17 protein-coding genes are annotated in these 16,768 nt (G+C 37.2%); 16 read left to right on the top strand and 1 reads right to left on the bottom strand.

Annotation, left to right across the window (positions count from 1 at the left end):
• Positions 1-44 precede the first annotated feature (44 nt).
• From resA to NLW78_RS07760, 7 genes are all read left to right on the top strand, one after another.
• Positions 45-590 carry a thiol-disulfide oxidoreductase ResA gene (gene resA, locus NLW78_RS07790; protein WP_367617664.1) on the top strand — a complete coding sequence of 182 codons (546 nt, stop codon included), beginning with the start codon at positions 45-47 and terminating at the stop codon, positions 588-590.
• Between the two features lie 31 nt (positions 591-621).
• Positions 622-2,250, top strand: coding sequence for a cytochrome c biogenesis protein ResB (resB, locus tag NLW78_RS07785; protein WP_254496489.1), 1,629 nt, complete (start codon positions 622-624; stop codon positions 2,248-2,250).
• A gap of 27 nt (positions 2,251-2,277) precedes the next feature.
• Positions 2,278-3,468, top strand: a complete 1,191-nt coding sequence (gene ccsB, locus NLW78_RS07780) for a c-type cytochrome biogenesis protein CcsB (RefSeq protein ID WP_254496488.1) — start codon at positions 2,278-2,280, stop codon at positions 3,466-3,468.
• Positions 3,469-3,484: 16 nt separating this feature from the next.
• Positions 3,485-4,201, top strand: coding sequence for a response regulator transcription factor (locus tag NLW78_RS07775; protein ID WP_254496487.1), 717 nt, complete (start codon positions 3,485-3,487; stop codon positions 4,199-4,201).
• On the top strand, positions 4,201-5,970 hold the full coding sequence (locus tag NLW78_RS07770; protein ID WP_254496486.1) for an ATP-binding protein: 1,770 nt from the start codon (positions 4,201-4,203) through the stop codon (positions 5,968-5,970). The genes NLW78_RS07775 and NLW78_RS07770 overlap by 1 nt, the downstream gene beginning before the upstream one ends.
• A 171-nt stretch (positions 5,971-6,141) precedes the next feature.
• Positions 6,142-6,681 carry an RNA polymerase sigma factor SigX gene (gene sigX, locus NLW78_RS07765; protein ID WP_254496485.1) on the top strand — a complete coding sequence of 180 codons (540 nt, stop codon included), beginning with the start codon at positions 6,142-6,144 and terminating at the stop codon, positions 6,679-6,681.
• Positions 6,668-7,861: an RsiX family anti-sigma factor gene (locus NLW78_RS07760; RefSeq protein WP_254496484.1), complete on the top strand. Its 1,194-nt coding sequence runs from the start codon at positions 6,668-6,670 to the stop codon at positions 7,859-7,861. Before sigX ends, NLW78_RS07760 begins: the two co-directional genes overlap by 14 nt.
• 43 nt (positions 7,862-7,904) lie before the next feature.
• Here the strand turns inward: NLW78_RS07760 and NLW78_RS07755 are convergent, their stop codons facing one another.
• Positions 7,905-8,153 carry a ferredoxin gene (locus NLW78_RS07755; protein ID WP_254496483.1) on the bottom strand — a complete coding sequence of 83 codons (249 nt, stop codon included), beginning with the start codon at positions 8,151-8,153 and terminating at the stop codon, positions 7,905-7,907.
• Between the two features lie 202 nt (positions 8,154-8,355).
• Between NLW78_RS07755 and NLW78_RS15665 the strand changes: the two genes are divergently transcribed.
• From NLW78_RS15665 to NLW78_RS07710, 9 genes are all read left to right on the top strand, one after another.
• Positions 8,356-9,405 carry a YpbB family protein gene (locus NLW78_RS15665; protein ID WP_254496482.1) on the top strand — a complete coding sequence of 350 codons (1,050 nt, stop codon included), beginning with the start codon at positions 8,356-8,358 and terminating at the stop codon, positions 9,403-9,405.
• A 3-nt stretch (positions 9,406-9,408) separates the two neighbouring features.
• On the top strand, positions 9,409-10,953 hold the full coding sequence (locus tag NLW78_RS07745) for a RecQ family ATP-dependent DNA helicase (RefSeq protein WP_254496481.1): 1,545 nt from the start codon (positions 9,409-9,411) through the stop codon (positions 10,951-10,953).
• A complete protein-coding gene (locus NLW78_RS07740; RefSeq protein ID WP_254496480.1) occupies positions 10,928-11,524 on the top strand; it encodes a CPBP family intramembrane glutamic endopeptidase in 597 nt (198 codons plus the stop codon). Before NLW78_RS07745 ends, NLW78_RS07740 begins: the two co-directional genes overlap by 26 nt.
• A complete protein-coding gene (locus tag NLW78_RS07735) occupies positions 11,517-12,020 on the top strand; it encodes a LysM peptidoglycan-binding domain-containing protein (protein WP_254496479.1) in 504 nt (167 codons plus the stop codon). Before NLW78_RS07740 ends, NLW78_RS07735 begins: the two co-directional genes overlap by 8 nt.
• Before the next feature lie 86 nt (positions 12,021-12,106).
• The gene (locus NLW78_RS07730) at positions 12,107-12,742 is read left to right on the top strand and encodes a CBS domain-containing protein (RefSeq protein WP_254496478.1); all 636 of its coding nucleotides are present in this window, start codon (positions 12,107-12,109) and stop codon (positions 12,740-12,742) included.
• A 92-nt stretch (positions 12,743-12,834) separates the two neighbouring features.
• Positions 12,835-13,605: a metallophosphoesterase gene (locus tag NLW78_RS07725; protein ID WP_254496477.1), complete on the top strand. Its 771-nt coding sequence runs from the start codon at positions 12,835-12,837 to the stop codon at positions 13,603-13,605.
• A gap of 83 nt (positions 13,606-13,688) precedes the next feature.
• Complete coding sequence (locus NLW78_RS07720; protein WP_254496476.1) at positions 13,689-14,264, top strand: genetic competence negative regulator; 576 nt, start codon at positions 13,689-13,691, stop codon at positions 14,262-14,264.
• An 85-nt stretch (positions 14,265-14,349) separates the two neighbouring features.
• Positions 14,350-15,273 (top strand): D-alanine--D-alanine ligase family protein, encoded by a 924-nt coding sequence (locus NLW78_RS07715; RefSeq protein WP_254496475.1) that lies wholly within the window; start codon positions 14,350-14,352, stop codon positions 15,271-15,273.
• A 155-nt stretch (positions 15,274-15,428) separates the two neighbouring features.
• A complete protein-coding gene (locus tag NLW78_RS07710; protein WP_254496474.1) occupies positions 15,429-16,709 on the top strand; it encodes a Glu/Leu/Phe/Val family dehydrogenase in 1,281 nt (426 codons plus the stop codon).
• Positions 16,710-16,768 lie beyond the last annotated feature (59 nt).

The raw sequence follows: 16,768 nt of genomic DNA, 5'->3' as shown, positions 1-16,768 counted from the left end.
TAACATCGTGTCATAGTGATATAATGATATGGGGAGTGGTGTACGTGACAAATCAAAAAAAAAGAAATCGCTTTATATTTCGTGTAATTGTGTTGTTCATTCTATTTGCAGCAGTTGCATTTGTCCTCATTTCAAGCTTCCTCAACGAGGATAGTGGTGTATTGAAGGAAGGTGATGTTGCGCCTAATTTTTCGTTGGAGCAAGTTAATGGAGAAGGAGCAATTGTACTCCATGAGGACTATGCTGGAAAAGGGGTTATGTTGAATTTTTGGGCTACATATTGTGAGCCGTGTAAAGATGAAATGCCATATATGGAAGATCTATACCCTATCTATAAGGAGAAGGGTGTAGAAATTTTAGCTGTTAGTTTAGATTCTACACAAATTGTGATTGACCGATTTATCGACAACTACGGTTTAACATTTCCAATTGTACACGACAAGCGGGGGCAAGTAATGGAGCTTTACAACATCGTCCCCATTCCGACAACATATTTTATTAATCCCGATGGAACGATAGAACGAATTGTGAAAGATCAGTTGACATTAAGTAAATTAGAAAACTATTTAGATGAGATAACACCGGAGTAGGAGAAATCATAATTATTGAGAGGTTTTTTATATGAACAAAGTGAAGTGCGAATGTGGTCATATAAACCCAGAAGGCACTGTATTATGTGAAGCATGTGGTAAACCTGTTGAGCATAACCAACATATAGATGGTAATGACCAAAACAAGTTATTGAACATGCGCTATGAAGGAAGTGCGAGAAGGTCCAAGACTTATAATAAGACAGCAGTGGATAAAATATGGAACTTTTTTTCTTCTGTAAAAGTCGGTGTATGGCTCATTGTTGTTACCTTAGTAGCATCAGCAGTCGGAACAATATTTCCTCAAGAAATGTATATTCCGCCGGCGGTGGACCCTGCTGTACATTATCGGGACCAGTATGGATTGCTCGGTCAAATTTATTATCAATTAGGATTTCATAATCTCTATAGCTCTTGGTGGTACAAGTTATTAATTGCCTTAATCGGAGTTTCGCTTGTGATTTGTAGTATCGATAGATTTGTTCCATTATATCGAGCATTAAAAAAACAAAACTCAAAACGACATGAAACTTTTATTAAAAGGCAACGTTTTTTTAGTGAGACAGAGTATGTTACTGAAGACGAAGTACAGTTGGTTGTTAAGAAACTAAAAGAAAAACGTTATAAGATTAAAGAGGAAAACGGTCACATACTAGCTGAAAAAGGGCGCTTTTCACGTTGGGGACCGTACGTGAACCATATCGGTTTAATCATCATTTTAATAGCCGCGTTGCTCCGTTCTTTACCATTTATGTACGTATCTGACTACGTTTGGGTAAGGGAAGGTGAAACGAAATTAATCCCTTCAACAAACCAACAGTACTATATCGAAAATAAAGAATTCATTTTAGAGGTTTATGACCCAAATGATGAAAGATACGGTGCAGCAATCCAAAGACAAGGTGAAATGATTCCGAGTAACTATCAAACAAATGCAACCATCTATGAGGTTGAAGGAGAGACAATTACTGGACAAGACCCTGAACTGAAAAAAGTCAAAGAAGGGGAATTACGCGTTAATCAACCTTTAAAAGTTGGACCATATAGTTTGTATCAAGCAAGCTATCAATTAGACGAATTCCAGTCAATTACATTTAAACTTCATCCAACTGATGATAAAGATGCCAACTTAGGAGAGTTCACTTTTGACATGAACAATCCACAATCAGAGTATCAGTTGGACGGTGGCTACAAAATTGTAGTAGATGAATATTATCCAGAAGTGTATATTAACGACAAAGGTGTACCGGCATCAAAATCGAAATATCCGCGTAAACCAGCCTTTATTTTCTTTGTAGAAGGCCCGGATATTGAACAATATGAAGTAAACTTCCTAGGTATCGGTTTAAATCTATCGCCAAACAACGATAACCAATATAAACTTAGTATGACAGATTTAGATATGAGAGATGTGACAGGCTTGACAGTGAAAAAAGATCGTACATTATCCCTATTTCTTATCGGCTCGATTATTTTTATGATCGGGGTTATTCAAGGGATGTACTGGCACCATCGTCGTTTATGGATTCACCCGAAAGGCAATGGTATATTGCTAGCAGGCCATACGAATAAAAATTGGCATGGACTTCGTAAAGATATTGATTATGCAATACAGGATACAAAAATCAAACCACCTCAAGATCAACAACAGTTAAATTAAATTGCTTTGAAGCAAAGGAGGTCTACAATGGGAGACTTATATACGGTTAGCTCGAATTTCCTATATGCAGCATTTTTACTGTACTTGGTGGCAACATTTTTCTTTGCCGGTACAATACGTGATAAAGAGAAAAGGCATAAACAATCAAAGGCAGGGGTTATTGGGATAACCCTTGCGATTATCGGATTTTTAGCACAAGTTGGATATTTTATTACGAGATGGATTGCAAGTGCCCACGCTCCCGTAAGTAACTTGTTTGAATATACAACGTTTTTTGGCATGATGCTTGTACTAGGCTTTATTATTATATATTTCATATATCGACTAAATATTCTTGGTTTATTTGCTCTACCGGTAGCATTACTCATTATCGGTTATGCTAGTATGTTTCCAAGGGAAATCTCACCTTTAGTTCCTTCTTTACAAACCCATTGGTTATATATTCACGTTACTACAGCAGCCTTAGGTGAGGCGATTCTAGCTGTCAGTTTTGTAGCGGGTTTAATTTACTTAATATTAAAGATTGATCAAACAGTTAAGAGCAAACAAACATTTTGGTTAGAATTTATTCTGTACAGTTTGTATGCAACGATTGCTTTTATTGCAATATCATCCATTTTCAGCTCTATGAATTATGAAGTGCAATTTGAAATGCAGCAAGAGGGTGAAACAGTAACAACTGCTTATCATATGCCTGCCCTTTTTGCTCCACATAATTCAGAGATGGTCTCAGAAGAGCGCTTTCAACCGTTAATGGAAACGCCTGCGTGGATGAGAGGTGTTAATGCCGGCCGTAAATTCAACACATTAATGTGGTCAGTGCTGGGCGGCCTGTTATTGTACGGATTCACAAGACTTGTTTTACGGAAGCGGATAGCAGCAGCGATTCAACCGTTATTGAAAAAAGTAAACCCAGATGTCATTGACGAAGTCGTCTACCGTTCTGTTGCAATTGGATTTCCAGTCTTCACATTAGGTGCAATGATTTTTGCTTCTATATGGGCACAGCAAGCTTGGGACCGCTTCTGGGGTTGGGATCCGAAAGAAGTGTGGGCTTTAATTACCTTCTTCTTTTATGCAGCATTTTTACATTTGCGCTTATCAAGAGGTTGGCATGGAGAGAAATCTGCTTGGCTAGCTGTTATCGGTTTTGCGATTATTATGTTTAATCTAATATTTGTTAACTTGGTTATATCTGGATTACACTCTTACGCTTAAAGAGGAGTTGTTACGTGTGGAAAATCGGGCGAACATTTTAATAGTGGATGATGAAGACCGCATTCGGAGACTATTAAAGATGTATTTAGAACGAGAAAATTTTGTGATTGAAGAAGCTAACAATGGAGTAGATGCATTAAATATGGCAGTAGAAAAGGATTACGATGTTATTTTGCTTGATTTAATGATGCCGGAAATGGACGGTATAGAAGTTTGTGAACGTCTGCGTGAGAGAAAGGCAACGCCGATTATAATGTTAACGGCTAAAGGGGAAGAAACAAACAGGGTTCAAGGGTTTGAAGTTGGAACAGACGATTATATCGTAAAGCCCTTTAGTCCGAGGGAAGTTGTGCTGCGGGTGAAAGCACTGCTACGTCGGTCCTCGAAGACGAAATATTTACACACAGAAGCGAAATCAAGTGATATCATCGTTTTCCCTCATTTAACGATTGATAAAGATGCACATCGAGTGAAAGCTAACGGTCAGGAAGTGACGCTTACGCCGAAAGAGTATGAATTACTCTACTTCCTTGCTAGTTCACCCGATAAAGTATTTGAGCGGGAAGTTTTGTTAAAAGAAGTGTGGAACTACGAATTCTTTGGTGATTTAAGGACGGTTGATACACATGTAAAACGTCTTCGGGAGAAACTAAACAAAGTTTCTGAAGACGCAGCGAAAATGATTGTAACAGTGTGGGGAGTAGGATATAAATTCGAGGTCTCTGAACAGTAATGTTTTGGCGAAGTGTCGTTGTTAAACTATGGTTCACAATTATTCTACTCGTCTCTTTTGTTCTTTTTATTTTAACCATTCTGTTACTACAGTATTTTGAAAACTTTCACGAGCAAGATGCGGAACAAGATTTAAGACAAATATCAATTCAAGTAAGAAATGTTGTAGAAGAATATGATGATCGGGATCTTGTAGAAAAGACGTTAAAACAAATGGTTGATTCCTCTAGTAGAGTAGCTGTCATTTATAATCGAGATGATTATTGGTTATCAGAAGGACCTGATAATGAAGGGTTACCTAATGTAGATGTTGGATGGTTTTTTTCTAATCAAGATTTGGTAAAAGTACTGCAGCATGAAGGTCCATTAACGAAGAAAACAACATTACCGAATACAGACAACGAAATTTTAATGATTGGTATGCCACTTGATTATCATGAAGGGGCAGTATTTGTCTACCAATCGTTAGATATCATTCATGAAACAACATCACAAACGACTAAGTTTATTTGGTATGCCGCGGGTATTGCTATCATTTTAACAACGTTTTTTGCGTTTTTCTTATCTACCCGTATTACCTCCCCTTTGATTCAAATGAGAAAAGCAGTTCGTGAGTTAGAAACAGGGGAGTTTCATACGAAGGTTCCCATTTTAACACGTGATGAAATTGGTGAATTAGCAAAAGGATTTAACCGAATGGGAAGTCAGTTAAAATATCATATCCAAGCATTAAGCCAAGAAAAAGAGCAGTTGTCCAGTATTCTCTTGTCCATGGCTGATGGTGTGATTACGTTAAATAGAAGTGGAGATATGATCGTTACGAATCCACCGGCTAAACGGTTCTTAAACTCGTACTTCTTCGAAAAGAATACCGGGGGCAACAATTATGATCAACTTCCTAACGAGTTACGTCAGACGTTGGAGGAAGTGGTAAACGATGAACGTGAAGTGATGACAGAAATCAGTGTGCAAGGGCGTAACTACGTTATGATTATGTCTCCTTTGTATGATCAGTCTTTTGTTCGTGGAGCTGTTGCAGTAATTCGTGATATGACAGAAGAGCGGAAGCTGGACAAACTTCGGAAAGACTTTATTGCCAATGTTTCCCATGAACTAAGAACACCGATATCAATGCTTCAAGGCTACAGTGAAGCGATAGTAGATGGGATTGCACAATCAAAAGAGGAACGTAATGAATTAGCGAAAATCATCTATGATGAATCATTGCGAATTGGACGCCTCGTAAACGATTTATTAGACCTGGCAAGAATGGAAGCAGGCCAAATACAGTTGCATATGCAGTCAGTTAACTTAAAGCCGTATTTGGATAAAGTCGTTCGAAAGTTTCGAGGGGTTGCTGAGGATAAGCAAGTGGATTTACAAGGACAATTTGAAATCAGAAATGTAGAAGCTACCTTTGATCCTGATCGAATTGAGCAAGTGTTAACGAACTTAATTGATAATGCGATTCGTCATACTTCAGAGGATGGTACGGTTACCCTATCTGTAATTGAAGATGAAGATAGACTGAATTTCCGAGTTAAAGATACAGGGTGTGGTATACCAGAGGAAGATTTACCCTTTATATTCGAACGCTTTTATAAAAGCGATAAGGCAAGGACGAGAAGTAATGATAATACAGGGACAGGTTTAGGTCTTGCTATTGCGAAAAATATCGTTGACGCACACAATGGAAGCATACAAGTCCATAGTAAAGTGAATGAAGGGACATCTTTCGAGTTTTATTTGCCAAAAACCATCAAATCTTAGGTTATTACCACGATTATTCTTGTTTCATATGAAAAAACTTATTTGGTACTGCCAAATAAGTTTTTCTTTTTGTGGTCACTGATGTGATAGAATAATGCATATCTACACAATCATACGTGTAACTTTTGTCTACTAGAGATGTCAAAGTTTAGTGAACGGGAGGCATATTAAATGAAAGATGTCTTTCATGAATTATATGAAAAATATCATCACGATTTATTTCGTTTTTTATTTTACATGGTAAAAGATCGATCATTAGCTGAGGATCTCGTTCAAGATGTGTATGTGAAAGTGTTAAAATCTTTTCATTCCTTTAAAGGCGAGAGTAGTGAAAAAACGTGGCTATATTCAATTGCTCGCCATGTAGCGATTGATTATTTACGCAAGCAGAAGAGGAAGAAGCGAAGGGTGATGGATGTTTTCAATTGGGACGATAAAGGTGACTTTATCCCTGATGAAAAACCATTACCAGAGGAAATTGCACAAAAAAACGAAGAGATAGGAAAAATGTATCAATGTTTACATCAATGTACAATTGACCAGCAATCAGTCGTTATTTTGCGATATATCCAAATGCTGTCGATTCAAGAAACAGCCGATGTATTAGGTTGGACAGAGAGTAAGGTAAAGACAACCCAGCACCGGGCAATAAAAACATTAAAGAAAATTATGAAAGGTGACGAGGGGGGCATGCACTATGAAGCAAGATAACCAACATGAAGAAAAAATAAAAGCGCTTTTGCAGCAAATGCCCGATATCGAAGATAAGCAGGATGTCGATGAACTATACTGGAATATTTCTCGTCGTCTACAAGATAAACGGGATGTGAGCCCAATGAAACGGAAATGGGTACTTCCCTCCCTAGCAACAGCTGTCGCTTTTTTTCTAATCATTTTTAGTACAATATTTCTAAGTAACAACAGTACAGATCAATTTTCACAATTGGAAGATAGCGCCGATGAAGCAGTTGATGAAAATCGTATCGAAGTAGAACCGGAAGAAGAATCCAAGCCTGAAGTTGCCGAAAGCCAAAATGGAGATCAGTATAATACATTTATGGACAATAGTGAATCGAATTTATCCGGTTCCAGTGCAGTTCGCGAAATTTCGGCACAACAACAAGCGTTAACAATATATTTGCCTGAAGTACAATATTATAACTATTTAGTACCTGTAACGTTTTTAGTTGATAAAAATCATAAGGATTTCACAGACAATCTAAGACGAATTGAGGAAATGTTACCGAATATCGAACCAATGATTGATAATCAATTATTTGCAGATGTTTCATTCAACCTTCAACCGGAATTTGACCAGGTAACCGTGGACATTGGTGAACGAACATTTCAAGGATCTAGTGCTGAATATTTATTTATGAAAGCATTACACTATACATTTGGAACATTAGGTTATAAAACGCTTCACTATAAACATAAAGGTGAAGAAGGGGTGGAGTTCCCACACTCAGGATTCATCTCCAAGGAAAATATTTCTATGCAAAATTTTATTTATAAACGATTTGAAACAGAAGATGGGTTCCAATATTTAATCCCTCTTGAAGGACCTAATAATGGAGACATTGATCAAGCGTTGGAAATGATGAGAGAAGATGAAGATTTACCATATGTATATGAGGCAATACCGAATGGGATTGAATTTGACAGTGTAGAAGAAAACGAGGATGTACTAACAATTCAGTTGAAAAATCATGTTAATGAAGAAGAGAAGATGGTAACAATGATTGATGCTGTTCTTATGACTGCGAAATCATTTGGCTTTGAAAAAGTACTATTTGACAGTGACATCAATGGTCAATCTTTTGGACCTTATGACTTAAGTAAAGAAATAACGGTACCACACGGAATTAACTTTATAACCGAGTTGAAATAAGAAAAAAAACCCTTTACAGCATGCTGTAAAGGGTTCATTTCTTTTATTCAAACTTATCTGGATCCCCGTCAAATGCCTCATCTGCCACTCGAATAGAATCAGTAGGACATCCGTCAAAAGCATCTTCCATGTCCTCATGTAACTCTTCTGGAATCTCTGCTGTACCTTTATTATCGTCTAAAATAACAAAGGCAATACCTTCATCATCGTAGTCGTAAATGTCAGGAGCCGCTGCTCCGCAAGCACCGCAAGCAATACAAGTTTCTTTATCTACAATCGTATATTTTGCCATATTGAAAACCCTCCTACTTGTATAAAAACGATAAAAAATGTTCGATATAGACAAGTTTGCCCTTCACATATTGTAAAACTGATAATAAAACTTTTCAACTTAAATTAACTGTATTATCATTTTATTATACAATTTGTAGAAAAAAGGCTATTTCGGAAGGTTTTTATCAAATGGTCACACAAACATAAACGGAGTGAGTATCGTGTTCGAACAAATATTATTAACATGCTTTCAAAGCATCCATAAAGAACGAAGCGCCGCTTCCGTTTATCATCTGTTAATTGGAAAACGATCATCCCAAACAATACAAGATGCGAAGGTGTTTGGTGTTGACCAATACTTTGGTATCTATAAGGAACTACGCCGAGATCAATTCGAACAAGTGTTACGCAAATTAATGAATGAACAACTCGTTTACATAGAGAACAAACGAATCTTTATTACGAGTGTTGGCTTAAGAGCATTGGAAAATAAAGAAGTTGGTGTTAATTGGCTGGATGGATATTCATACCATCAGTCAGCTCCAGCATTTTGGTTACGTTTATTATTATTTATACAAATAGGGTCAAATATGCTCGGGAATGAGAAGACGTTTTTACCAGTTATTGAAGACCGTACTATAGTGCAGTGGACCAAACGCTTTTATGCGAGACATAAATCAGAGTTAGAATCAGTTTTTTTCACACTTTATGAAGAGTTGCATCAAATCTTATCCGATTTACCGACCGATTATGCTTCTATGGTCGTCTCACGGATGTCCGGTGCCCACCGTTATGGGGCCAGTACGGATCAAATTGCGAAGAAACATAATGCATCGATACACGACGTAAAAATGACTTTGCAAAGTTGCATTCATTTCATCATGAAGGAGATTACACGTAATCAGACGTCTTTTCCAGCGTTAAACCAATTTATACCTGAACACCAACCTTCTTTACCGTTAACATTATCAACGAAAAAGACATATGACATGTTAAAACAAGGACATGGTATAAATGATCTCGCCCGAATAAGAGGGTTAAAAGTAAGTACAATACAAGACCATATCGTTGAGATTGCTCATGTAGATCGTACTTTTGATATTCGTCCATTTATTTCTGAACATATAGAAAAACAAATTATAGCAGTTGTTGAGCGCACAAAAACGAAACGTTTAAAAGAAATTAAAGAGGCTTTGGAAGGAAATGTTGATTATTTTTCAATACGTGTCGTGTTAGCAAGGGCTCAGTTTCAAGAGAAGGGAGGGGAATAAAAGATGGATGCGAATGTGCTTACAGAAGCGCTTAAAAAGCATTTTGGATTTGAAACGTTTCGTAAAGGTCAAAAAGAAATTGTTGAACGATTGCTTGACGGTCAAGATGTATTAGGTATTTTACCAACAGGGACAGGAAAATCGTTATGCTACCAATTACCTTCTCTTTTTTTAAAGGGTAAGGTCATCATCGTATCTCCCCTTATCTCCTTAATGTTAGATCAAGTGAAACAATTAAAAGGAAAAGGGTTTAAAAAAGTGGTAGCCGTAAATAGTTTCCTTGAACAGTCGGAAAAGATGGCCATATATGAAAGCATTGACAAGTACGATATGATCTTTTGTTCCCCGGAGATGTTACAAAATGATTTGTTCTTGAAACGATTACAGACATTGACCATTTCATTATTTGTTGTGGATGAGGCTCACTGCATTTCCCAATGGGGTCATGAATTTCGAACGGATTACTTGAAAATGAAAGATGTATTAACGAAATTAAACGACCCTCAAGTGCTAGCATTAAGTGCAACTGCTACTCCTAAAGTACAAGAAGATATCATAGAACAGCTTGGTCGACCGAAGATGGATAAGCAAATATTCCCTATGGACCGGGATAACATTACATTTACAGTTGAAAAAGTAAGCAACTGGTTCGAGAAAACAGAGCGAGTTGTGGAAGTTTTAAAACAATTCCCAGTACCGGCGATGATTTATTTTTCGTCTAAAATGTGGTGTGAACGGGTAAGTGAACAATTAAAGCAGCGTCTGCCCAAGTTACGGGTTGCTTATTACCATGGTGGCATGGAAACAGAGGACCGCCTTCTTATCCAAAACCAGTTTATGAATAATCAACTTGATGTAATTTGTTGTACGAGTGCATTTGGCATGGGGATAGACAAGCCTAATGTACGAATGGTGATTCATTTTCATATGCCAAGCCAAGTTGAATCATTTATCCAAGAAGTTGGACGGGCGGGTAGAGACGGCGGTGGTAGTGTAAGTTTATTGTTATATTCTCAAGGTGATGAAGAAATTCCACAGTTTTTAATGGAGCAAGAATTGCCTACAAAACAACAAATTAAAGTATCTTTACAAATATTACAAAATAAGCAAGTGGACAAACCTTTACAACGTACAATAGATTATATCCAAACAGAGACGAATGTAAATGAAACACAATGGAACTTTATAAAATTTCAATTGGAGAAACATCAAGTACTTCAGCAAACAGAAGTTGACTGGTGTGAGGTGGAATCACATCTCGTCACGTTACAACAGAAGCGAATGGTGGAAAAGCAAAAAGGTTTGATGACGCTGCTGAATTGGATGAATACGGACAATTGTAGAAGAAAAATGTTATATCAATCGTTTCAAAAAGGGATCAAAACCCCAAAAGAATATTGTTGTGACAATTGTGACTTTACCTTTTCGAAATGGAAGCCGGAACTAATTCAAGTTGAGAAATCGCAAGGGGAAGTCAGTTGGGAGGAAGAATTAAAAAAATTATTCCATCAGGGGGAACGTAATGAAAAAAAGAAAAAGTCAAGCTGAAATCGTAGCGTCACTGACGGATGAGGAACTAGTACGACAATTGTATTATTCCCAATTCATTTTTATCTTCATCGCATTTATCAGTAGTCTTTTTCTGTTTCCCTCCTTACAAAAGTGGCTTGAGCTATTTTCCATGAACGGGAAGGATATCGTATTATATGGCTTAGTACCAGGAGTTCTTATTGTTTTCATGAATGTCCTAAGTATTCGAATACTCCCTGCAGAATATTTTGATGACGGGGGAATTAATGAACGAATTTTCCGTAACCGTAACATTCAAGAAATATTCCTGATTGCGTTAGTCGTGTCGCTTTCTGAAGAAATACTTTTTCGGGGTGTAATTCATACGGTATTTGGTTTTGTCGTTGGAAGTGTAGCGTTTGCACTGGCACATATCCGTTATCTACGGAAACCGGTTTTAATTGGTTCCGTACTCGTAGTTAGTTTTCTGTTAGGATATACATACGAGCTTACCGGTAATCTAGCCGTAACGATGACGACCCATTTTACTATTGATTTTTTATTAGCACTTTACATTCGGTTTAAAAGAGGTGATGAAGTTGATGTCTAGAAAGGCATATCATCAACAAAAACATAGGTCTTCTTTACCAGAGCCTGCGAAACATGAGGGAACCGTCGAAAATGATGACAGTCTTCCGCTACCACCTAGAAGTGAAGTCCATAACAGAAATCATAAGAGAAAAAAGAAGAGAACAAGTTTTTTACTAATTCGTACTTTTGTACTTCTATTTATCCTTTTTATTGCCTTTATCCCTTTTTATTTAAGTAATGAACACGATCATGCAACCGCAACAGATACTGAAAATGAGCGGCATATTGAAGAAGTCTTTATTATTAGTCACAATAATGAAATTGGTGAAGATGAGAACCAAGACTATATTGATTATGAAGTGAAGGAAGGAGATACACTTACGAGCATTGTTCAACAATACTATCCTAACGACAATGCTAATGTTTGGGTGGAACGCTTGAAAGCAGTGAATAATATTGAACACGATCACATTACTGTAGGTGAAACATTACGAATTCCTTTCCCGACTAAATAATAAAACATCACCTCGTCTTTCTGGATTAGGAATATAATGGAAAATTGTGAATATATGTATGTAAGAAATGTGATGGGGTGATAATGATGTTTGTTAAAAGCGTAATGAAGCCGAAACATGAATGTTTTATAGCAGGAATACATGATACGTTGTATAGTGTATTACATACATTACAAACAGAAGATATTGAAGCAATGCCTGTTGTTGAGGACAATATATTTAAAGGCATGGTAACGAAGCAATTAATTTATGAAGCATTTTTTAAAGCTGGAGATGTAGAAAAAGACCGTTTCTTAAAAACGAGCACTGTGAAAGATATTGCCGATTATGAAAAGCTTTATATTAACGAAGATGATGTTTTTGAAGAGACGTTAACAAACTTTAAAGGGTTCCCGGTTCTCGCTGTTACGAACGAAAAGCATCAATTCGTCGGAATCGTAACCCGTTTTGATACGATAGAGCAATTTCAAAGTGCCTTTGGGATGAAAAGAGAAGGAATTCGAATTGCTTTTACATCTATTGAAGCGGAAGGACGAATTCCCCGTTTGGCGGAGCTCATTAAACATTATCAAGAAAATGTCATATCATTGGCAACATTTGATGAAACTGATAAAATGGCAAGACGAATTGTTTTAAAGGTGGAAAAGAAGGATAACATTAAAAAATTTATCGACAAACTAGAAAAATCCGGTTTTCGGATTTTAGATGTGAAAGAAATGTAATAGAATGAATATACGTAACCCTCTGATGAATCAGAGGGTTCAATTTATCTTAAGATGAAATCAATATAGGTTCGATTGAGAGGAATCTGTTCATGTTAACGATCTTTTTGTTGTTTATTATCATTGGAGTTAGCGTAATCTTTTATATGTTTCGTAGAGCACACCATGACGTTCTAGACATCCGTACCATAAAAGATCCTCACTTTCCCGTTGAACAAGGGTTGACGATATTTTTTATATCAGATGTACATAGACGGTTAATTCAACAAAATACATTAATCCAAGTGAAGAGAAAACATATTGACCTTGTTCTTATTGGAGGAGACCTGTGGGAACAGGGGGTTCCCCTTGAACAAGTAGAGAAAAACATTATTTCCTTAAAGGAGTTACGCGCACCAATCTATTTTGTATGGGGCAATAATGATTACGAGGCAAAGTACCAAGATTTAGACGCACTACTAATGAAACATCGTGTACATGCTTTAACGAATGACCTTGTTCAATTCGAAATGGAGAACAAAAGGATTAGCTTAGTAGGATTAGACTGTTTGAAATATCGTTCAGCACAACCGAATGAACCATACAGTCGTATTGGGGACTACGTAATATTAGCAGCACATGATCCATCAGCTTTTGACATATTATCTGATCAACAAAAAAGTAAGACGAATGTGATGTTTAGCGGACATACCCATGGAGGACAAATTCGATTATTTGGATGGGGGTTATATCCAAAAGGTGGTCTAAGAAAAAAAGGGAACACTTATATGTTTGTTAGCGAGGGATATGGTACAACGAATTTACCACTACGATTAGGAACGAATGCCGAATGTCACGTTTTCCATCTCCAAAAGGAAAAATAGTAAAACAGTTCATGAAGAACATGCAACTTTTTCGATGAGCATAACATAAACTAATATTAATACAATTAGGCGGGGGTGTTGCCATGCGGTTAGAACGTCTAGGCGTTAATAAATTTAAGATTTTCCTCACCTTTGATGATTTAGAGGAACGGGGTTTTTCTCGGGAAGAACTATGGTATGACTTTCCGCAAGCACATCGTTTATTTCAAGAGATGCTTTTTGAAGCTAGCGAAGAGCTTGGTATAGATCTAGATGGGGTTATTTTAGTGCAAGTGCATTTATTAAATGCGCAAGGTATGCTTATTGTTGTTACACAAGATTTAGATTATGTAGATGATGAGTTTATTGAAATGAAAGTGACCTTAGATGAAAGTAAAGAATTTATTTTTTCATTCGCTTCTTTCGAATCGGTGATTGGTCTTTGTCATCGACTCCACCGTATAGGGGTTTCGGGAGGAGATATTTACCATATGGAACAGCAATATTATATGCATCTTGATGAACAACAGTTAACTCGTTTAAATCGTGAAGATCTTATTGCTATAATGTCTGAATATTCGTCACCAAGTACAGTGACGTCCATTCGATTACAAGAATACGGAAAAGAAATCGTAAAAAGAAATGCGATTGAGGAAGTCGTGAAATATTTTGCTTCATAACCCGGTTCGTTAGTTATGTTTTTCACATGTACAAAACATGGTAATATGAAGTGAAACTGAGTTTCATAAGATAGGAGTGTGCTGGATGAAGATAGCAGTATTGTACGGAGGTGTTTCTGGAGAACGAGAGGTTTCCTTGTCTACAGGTACAGGAATGATGAACGCCTTAAAAGCTAAAGGACATGAGGTAATAGGTATTGACTTTCATCCTAATCATATAACGGAAATAACAAAATTAGATGTAGATCTAGTGTTTATTGGATTGCATGGGAAATATGGAGAAGATGGAAAAGTCCAAAGTGTATTAGATATGGCTAACATACCGTATGTCGGATCCGGTGTTCTTGCATCCGCACTGGCAATGGATAAATCAAAGGCAAAGCAAATATTTGATTATAACGGTATACCAACTGCCAAAAGTAGAACTTATGCAAAATACGAAAACGATGGTACGCTACGGGAGCAAGTGTTACAACATTTTACGCCACCTTTCGTTATTAAACCTAATCAAGAGGGTTCCACACTCGGTTTAACGATTGTCCAAAATGAAGACGATATTGGAAAAGCCATTGCAGAAGGCTTTCAACATGATGATGAAATTATTGTAGAAGATTATGTAAAAGGAAGAGAAGTTACGGTAGCAGTTTGGGGCGAAAAAGGAAAAGAAGAAGCTTTACCGATCATTGAAATTATTCCGAAGAACGACTATTACGATTACGAATCAAAATATAAGGTCGGAGGTAGTGAACATATTGTACCCGCTAAACTGGATGATGATATAGCCGCTACTATTCAAAAATATGCAGTGTTAGCCCATCAATTGATGGGATGTGAAACATATTCACGTGTAGATTTTATCGTCACGGAAGAAAACATCCCTTTTATCCTTGAGGTTAATACTTTACCAGGTATGACTCCGACAAGTTTATTTCCTGACGCAGCAAAAGCTGTTGGTATTTCCTATGAAGATATGATTGAAAAATTTATTCACATATCGTTGCAACAATAAGGATATAGAATTATAATGAAATCGCTTTCGGGATTATTCTTAGAAAAACGGAAAAAGTGAATGGTATTTGTTGCATATTCACTATGAAGGTGTATACTATTTTTTGAAAGCAGGAATCATTTAGGAGTTATTGATATTTCATAGGAGGTAAGTAAATGGTAGCCGACAAACCAGCAGATTCTTCGAAAGAGAACAAGGAGAATATGGATGTTCTAAGATCAACACAAACCGTAATACGGAGTGCTTTAGATAAATTGGGTTATCCGGATGAGGCGTATGAATTATTGAGGGAACCTGTAAGATTAATGACAGTTCGGATACCCGTTCGAATGGATAACGGTACGGTGACAGTTTTTACAGGATACCGTGCACAACATAATGATGCTGTTGGGCCAACAAAAGGTGGAGTTAGATTCCACCCAGATGTTAACGAAAAAGAAGTAAAAGCGTTATCCATTTGGATGAGTTTAAAAGCTGGTATTGTAGATTTACCATACGGTGGAGGTAAGGGTGGTATCGTCTGTGACCCACGGGAAATGTCCTTCCGTGAGCTGGAACGATTAAGTCGTGGTTATGTCCGAGCGATTAGCCAAATCGTTGGGCCAACAAAAGATATACCTGCCCCGGATGTATTTACAAACTCTCAAATTATGGCTTGGATGATGGATGAATATAGTCGGATTGACGAATTTAACAATCCAGGATTTATAACAGGGAAACCACTGGTACTTGGAGGTTCACATGGACGTGAAACTGCAACGGCTAGAGGTGTAACCATTTGTATTGAAGAAGCAGCAAAGAAAAAAGGCATTGATATACAAGGTGCTCGAGTGATCGTTCAAGGATTCGGTAATGCAGGAGGCTTTTTGGCCAAATTTATGCACGATGCAGGTGCAAAAGTAATTGCGATATCCGATGCACAAGGTGCGATTCATGACCCGAATGGCCTGGATATAGACTATTTATTAGATCGACGTGACAGTTTTGGAACTGTGACAAATTTATTTGATGAGACGTTATCGAACGACGAGATGTTAGAACTAGACTGTGACATTCTCGTTCCAGCGGCGATTGCTAACCAAATTACGGAAAAAAATGCTCATGACATTAAAGCAAGTATCATTGTGGAAGCAGCAAATGGTCCCACTACGTTAGGAGCGACGAAAATATTATCAGAACGAGGTATTTTACTCGTGCCGGATGTATTAGCATCAGCTGGCGGAGTTACTGTTTCATACTTTGAATGGGTGCAAAATAACCAAGGTTATTACTGGACGGAAGAAGAAGTGGAAGAAAAATTAAAGAAAGTCATCGTGAAAGCATTTAATAATGTGTACGATACGTCGCAAAATCGAAAAATTGATATGCGATTAGCTGCATATATGGTGGGCGTACGTAAAATGGCTGAAGCAGCCCGATTCCGCGGTTGGATTTAATGGTTATCTGTTGATTATTTATAAAGCATCTCCTATCATGATGATGGTAGGGGATGTTT

Origin of the sequence: Salirhabdus salicampi (assembly GCF_024259515.1) — a bacterium.
In the GTDB taxonomy this organism is placed as follows: Bacteria; Bacillota; Bacilli; order Bacillales; family Alkalibacillaceae; genus Salirhabdus_A; species Salirhabdus_A salicampi.
This window is presented reverse-complemented; position numbering and strand designations above follow the sequence as displayed.

Excerpts from the sequence above, each read along its gene's own strand:
- resB (WP_254496489.1), top strand. The coding sequence starts at position 622 with ATGAACAAAGTGAAGTGCGAATGTGGTCATATAAACCCAGAAGGCACT.
- ccsB (WP_254496488.1), top strand. The coding sequence starts at position 2,278 with ATGGGAGACTTATATACGGTTAGCTCGAATTTCCTATATGCAGCATTT.
- NLW78_RS07770 (WP_254496486.1), top strand. The coding sequence starts at position 4,201 with ATGTTTTGGCGAAGTGTCGTTGTTAAACTATGGTTCACAATTATTCTA.
- sigX (WP_254496485.1), top strand. The coding sequence starts at position 6,142 with ATGAAAGATGTCTTTCATGAATTATATGAAAAATATCATCACGATTTA.
- NLW78_RS07760 (WP_254496484.1), top strand. The coding sequence starts at position 6,668 with ATGAAGCAAGATAACCAACATGAAGAAAAAATAAAAGCGCTTTTGCAG.
- NLW78_RS07755 (WP_254496483.1), bottom strand. The coding sequence starts at position 8,153 with ATGGCAAAATATACGATTGTAGATAAAGAAACTTGTATTGCTTGCGGT.
- NLW78_RS07745 (WP_254496481.1), top strand. The coding sequence starts at position 9,409 with ATGGATGCGAATGTGCTTACAGAAGCGCTTAAAAAGCATTTTGGATTT.
- NLW78_RS07740 (WP_254496480.1), top strand. The coding sequence starts at position 10,928 with ATGAAAAAAAGAAAAAGTCAAGCTGAAATCGTAGCGTCACTGACGGAT.
- NLW78_RS07735 (WP_254496479.1), top strand. The coding sequence starts at position 11,517 with ATGTCTAGAAAGGCATATCATCAACAAAAACATAGGTCTTCTTTACCA.
- NLW78_RS07730 (WP_254496478.1), top strand. The coding sequence starts at position 12,107 with ATGTTTGTTAAAAGCGTAATGAAGCCGAAACATGAATGTTTTATAGCA.
- NLW78_RS07725 (WP_254496477.1), top strand. The coding sequence starts at position 12,835 with ATGTTAACGATCTTTTTGTTGTTTATTATCATTGGAGTTAGCGTAATC.
- NLW78_RS07720 (WP_254496476.1), top strand. The coding sequence starts at position 13,689 with ATGCGGTTAGAACGTCTAGGCGTTAATAAATTTAAGATTTTCCTCACC.
- NLW78_RS07715 (WP_254496475.1), top strand. The coding sequence starts at position 14,350 with ATGAAGATAGCAGTATTGTACGGAGGTGTTTCTGGAGAACGAGAGGTT.
- NLW78_RS07710 (WP_254496474.1), top strand. The coding sequence starts at position 15,429 with ATGGTAGCCGACAAACCAGCAGATTCTTCGAAAGAGAACAAGGAGAAT.